A 4,881-nucleotide genomic window follows, 5' to 3' on the forward strand; every position below is an offset into this window, starting at 1 on the left:
ACTCAGGCGATGATGCGCAACCTTGGTGGCCGCATCACGCGGCCCTGCGGACTTCCTTGATGGTGACGGTCCCATGGTTCGGTCCTCCTTCCCAAAAATAGCATGGAAAGAAGATTAAGAGGACAGACAATCTGATGGAGCAATCAAATTCGAGGCCCTTGGTTCAAACTCAAAGGTGCGGCCGCCCAGGACGAACCAGGATAGTTCTTTTTTTAAGATTCGGTCGGACAGGCGAACGGCAGGTTTCGGCCCCAACCTGACAAATCGTTCAACGCTACAATGCGAGCTGCGATCTCCACTAAAGGCCAGTGTTCTAGGATTACCCGAGCCGCTGCGATGGATCGATCTCCTCGGAGATCTCCTGCTGGAGCTTTGGCCCCTTGGCGAGGCGCCGGCCCAGCGCCGCGACGAAGGCATCGTAGCGCTCGCCGGCCTGAGCCCGCGCCGCCGCCTGCGCGGTCTCTGGCAGCGGCGGATTGGAGATCAGCCAGAAGCGGACGAAGAGAGCCAGCATCTCGACCGAGATGCCGAGATCGCGCTCGAGCCGCGTTAGCCGGCGGTCGAGCTGGTCGAGACGCTTGGTCGTCGCCGCCTCCTGCCGTTCAAGGGCGTCAGGCGACAGGAACGAGGCAATCGCCGCTTCGGCGACGAGCGATCGCGAATGATCGCGGCGGGCGGCATATTCCGCGAGTGCCTTCATGATCGGCGGATCGAGATAGACGGACAGGCGCTGTTTCTTCTGCGGCTTGCTCATCGGCGCCTCACAAATCCATGCCGTCGGCGGGATCGAGCGAAACCTGCCGCGCCACGCCCTGCATCAGCCGGTCGACGCGGCCGATTCGTGTTGCGTCGTCATCGGCTTCCGCATCGAAGTCGAGATCGAATTCATTAGCAGGCGTCGTCACGGGTTTCTCGATCGGTATCACGCGGGCCAGTTCCGGCTGCTTGCGGTGCTCCGATTCTGTGGGATCGTCGTCGTTGCTCGAGGCGCCATTGGCGTTCTCCGTGGTGCTTGTCGGCTGGGTCGGCATCGGCATTGTGCTCCAGTCGTCGGCAGCTGAAGCGTCGTGCTTGATCAGCACCGGCGGCGGCAACACCCGATCGGCAAACCGCGTGTCCTCGAAGTACCGTGCCTTCTTTGCCCGGATCGGCGGCGTACCCGCCACCATGACGATCTCGTCCGCTGGCGGCAGCTGCATGACCTCACCCGGCGTCAGCAGAGGCCGCGCCGTTTCCGAGCGTGACACCATCAGGTGGCCGAGCCAGGGCGACAGCCGATGGCCGGCATAGTTCTTCATCGCCCGCAGCTCGGTGGCCGTGCCAAGGGCGTCCGACACCCGTTTGGCGGTGCGCTCGTCATTGGTCGCAAAGCTCACCCGGACATGGCAGTTGTCGAGGATCGAGTTGTTCGGCCCATACGCCTTCTCGATCTGGTTCAGCGACTGGGCAATGAGGAAGGCCTTCAGGCCGTAACCTGCCATGAAGGCGAGCGCGCTTTCGAAGAAGTCGAGCCGCCCCAGCGCCGGAAACTCGTCCAGCATCAGCAGGAGCCGATGGTGTCTGCCGTTGGCCCGCAAATCCTCGGTCAATCTTCGGCCGATCTGGTTGAGGATCAGGCGGATCAGCGGCTTGGTGCGGGCGATGTCCGAGGGCGGTACAACGAGGTAGAGCGTGACCGGTCGCGCGCCGCCGACGATATCGGCGATGCGCCAGTCGCAGCGCTGCGTGACCTCGGCGACGACGGGATCGCGGTAGAGACCGAGGAACGACATGGCGGTGGAGAGCACGCCTGAGCGTTCGTTGTCCGACTTGTTGAGGAGTTCGCGTGCGGCGCTGGCGATGACAGGATGCGGTCCGGCCGATCCCAGATGCGGCGTCTTCATCATCGCGGCGAGCGTCGCCTCGATCGGTCGGCGAGGATCGGAAAGGAAAGCGGCAACGCCGGCGAGCGTTTTGTCCGCCTCGGCATAGAGGACATGAAGGATGGCGCCGACCAAGAGCGCGTGGCTGGTCTTCTCCCAGTGGTTCCGCTTCTCGAGGCTGCCTTCCGGGTCGACCAGGATGTCGGCGATGTTCTGGACGTCGCGCACCTCCCATTCTCCACGGCGCACCTCCAGCAGCGGATTGTAGGCGGCTGACTTCGAGTTGGTCGGATCGAACAGCAGCACGCGGCCGTGCCGAGCGCGAAAGCCGGCCGTGATCTGCCAGTTCTCGCCCTTGATGTCGTGAACGATGGCTGAGCCCGGCCAGGTCAGCAGCGAGGGTACCACGAGGCCGACGCCCTTGCCGGAGCGTGTCGGCGCGAAGCACAGCACATGCTCCGGCCCATCATGGCGCAGATAACTGTGATCGAACTTGCCGAGGACGACGCCGTCGGGTCCAAGCAGACTGGCAGCTTTTACCTCGTCCGGCCGCGCCCAGCGGGCCGAGCCGAAAGTCTCGGCGTTCTTCGCCTCCCGCGCCCGCCAAACCGAAATGCCCACCGCCACGGCGATGGCGAGGAAACCACCGGACGCGGCAATGTACGCACCCTCGACGAAGACCGGCGGCGCATAGGCATCGTAGAAGTACCACCACCAGAAGAACGCTGGGGGTTGGTAGACCGGCCAAGCCGCAATCTCGAACCATGGCCTCCCGAGCTGTGCCTGAAACCCAAGTCGCCACGCGGTCCATTCAGTCGCCGTCCAGGTCGTCGCGAGAACGATCGCAACGACGATGACAATCTGCCCCCAGAGAATCTTCGTTGCCGGCACGCGCTTCTCCTTTTTGGAGAAAGTCGGGCGTGGTACCGGGACGGTTCAAGCGGGTGTCGAGATATTGGCGGGACGCTCGCACTCTCGGACGACATTACCGGTGTCAGCGTGGGTCCGGCACTGGCGCGCGGACCAAGGGCAAGAAGATTTCATCCACGATCTCGTCGATCGCCTCTTTCGGCAGCGGCGCGAACGTCATCAGGATCTCGTGTCGTGCAAGATCCGTGGGAAGATCCGCGATCCGGGACGTCACACGAGCGGCATCGATTTCGCCGCGAGCGATGCCCCGCTCGAGGATCGCTGCGACATGTCGCTGCTCGACGATGCCGCCTTTTGCTTCGGCGAAGCTCGACGCGCTGCCCGCCAGGTCTGCCTGCAGGTCGAACAGTAGTCGGACGAGGTCGGGCCGTGCCCGATCCGACAGGAGCCGGAGCAGCACCTTCATCTCGTCACGCACGCTGCCGAGGTCCGGAATCTTGATCGGATTGAGCGCAACGAAGCGCGCCATCGCCGCGGTCGCGAGCTTGCTTCGGCTCGGCCAGCGGCGGTGAAGGACAGGTCTGCTCGTGCAGGCCCGCTTGGCCACGCCTTCCAGAGTGAACCCGGGATAGCCACGCTCAGCCAACTCTGCCCAGGCCGCATCGAGGATCGCGTTCTCGAGCACCCTGCCACGTCGACGTTCCAACGCCTCACCTCACGCTTAGAAAATAAGATTCATCATGCATCTTATTGATGCTCCCTCGATCATGCTTTAGATCCGTTCTGCATCCAAACGAGGAGGATCTCATGTCCGTTCGGCGCAATCGCAACTCGCGCGGCAGCGTGTTGGTCGTTGGCGCAAGCATTGCTGGTCCTACAGTCGCCTATTGGCTTGCTCGATACGGGTTTGCCGTCACTGTGGTGGAACGTACGGCGGGCGTTCGCAGCGGCGGATACCCCATCGACATCCGCGGCACGGCCGTCGACGTCGTCGAGCGTATGGGGATCCTTCCGCAGGTTGAGGCTGCGCATGTCCATTCCCGCCGAACAACGTTCGTGGATGCCGACGGAGAGGTGGTTGGCGTCGTTGCGATGGAGGATCTCACCGGCAGCGAAGCTGGTCGCGACATCGAATTGCCGCGTGGCACCCTGACTGACAAGCTCTACGCGCTGACCTGCAGCGAGTCGGTCAGCTACCGCTTCAATGACACTGTCGAGACGTACGCGCCATGCGGTGCCGGGGTGGACGTGCAATTTCGAAGCGGAGAGCGCGACCGCTTCGACCTCATCGTCGGAGCCGACGGCCTGCATTCTCGTACTCGGCAGCTGGCCTTCGGTCCCGAGAAGCAGTTCAGCCACTATCTCGGCCACTGCTTCAATCTGTTTTCGCTCCCGAACGAGCTGGGACTGTCCAGCGAAGCCGTGATCTACTCCGAGCCGGGACGAAGCGCGGGGGCATTCGCTGTCGGCGACAGTGGCACGATGTCGGCATTTCTCAACTTCGCCACGGACGAGCCGCCATTTGGGGCGCATGCCGACCTCGACGAGCAGCGCCAACGCACGGAGCGGATGTTTGCCGGTGATGGCTGGATCGTGCCGCGACTGATCGAAGCCATGAAGACCGCGGACGACCTCTATTTCGACACGGTGGGTCAAATTCGCATGCCCGCGTGGTCGTGCGGTCGCGTGGGACTGGTCGGCGATGCGGCATTTGCTCCCTCCTTTCTTTCGGGTCAGGGCACCAGCCTCGCGCTGGTGGGGGCTTACGTGCTGGCCGGAGAGTTGGCCTCGAACGACGAGCCGGCCGAAGCATTTGCGTCCTATGAGGGGATCGTTCGGCCCTTCGCCGAGGCCAACCAGGCCCTGGCAACGAAGGCGGGCGGGTCGCTGCTCCTGCCTCGAACACAGCAGGAGCTGGATGCACGTAATCGTACCCTGGAGAGCATCGCTTCACATAGGATGCCACAGGCTCTCGGGGACGATCCCCGGAAGGTGCACGCCATGCTGCAGCTTCCCGATTACTCCCGGTTCGGAAAACGTGCTTCTTGACGGAAGCCGCAGCTCCGAACGAGCCCAGTTGTGTCACGAGATCCCCAATCCACGCTTGCGACCAAAGCTCCAGTCGACGCCGCCATCGCGCCTGGCGACA

General features: G+C 63.3%; 4 protein-coding genes. 1 reads left to right on the plus strand and 3 read right to left on the minus strand.

Annotation, left to right across the window (positions count from 1 at the left end; genetic code table 11):
- Nucleotides 1–319: 319 nt before the first annotated feature.
- From GTK09_RS26940 to GTK09_RS26950, 3 genes are all read right to left on the minus strand, one after another.
- Entirely contained in the window at nt 320–754 is a 435-nt protein-coding gene (locus tag GTK09_RS26940) for a ribbon-helix-helix domain-containing protein (RefSeq protein WP_163466462.1), read from the minus strand.
- A 7-nt stretch (nt 755–761) separates the two neighbouring features.
- Nucleotides 762–2,753, minus strand: coding sequence for a conjugal transfer protein TraG (locus tag GTK09_RS26945; protein ID WP_163466463.1), 1,992 nt, complete (start codon nt 2,751–2,753; stop codon nt 762–764).
- A 103-nt stretch (nt 2,754–2,856) separates the two neighbouring features.
- Nucleotides 2,857–3,417: a TetR/AcrR family transcriptional regulator gene (locus tag GTK09_RS26950; protein WP_203561237.1), complete on the minus strand. Its 561-nt coding sequence runs from the start codon at nt 3,415–3,417 to the stop codon at nt 2,857–2,859.
- Nucleotides 3,418–3,539: 122 nt separating this feature from the next.
- On the opposite strand from GTK09_RS26950, the gene GTK09_RS26955 reads away from it, so the two are divergent.
- Entirely contained in the window at nt 3,540–4,781 is a 1,242-nt protein-coding gene (locus GTK09_RS26955; protein WP_163466465.1) for an FAD-dependent monooxygenase, read from the plus strand.
- Nucleotides 4,782–4,881 lie beyond the last annotated feature (100 nt).

It is taken from the genome of Jiella pacifica (assembly GCF_010500815.1).
GTDB lineage: Bacteria > Pseudomonadota > Alphaproteobacteria > Rhizobiales > Rhizobiaceae > Jiella > Jiella pacifica.

What these genes read in the sequence shown, in the direction of transcription:
- GTK09_RS26940 (WP_163466462.1), bottom strand. Translation starts at nt 754, where the DNA reads ATGAGCAAGCCGCAGAAGAAACAGCGCCTGTCCGTCTATCTCGATCCG.
- GTK09_RS26955 (WP_163466465.1), top strand. Translation starts at nt 3,540, where the DNA reads ATGTCCGTTCGGCGCAATCGCAACTCGCGCGGCAGCGTGTTGGTCGTT.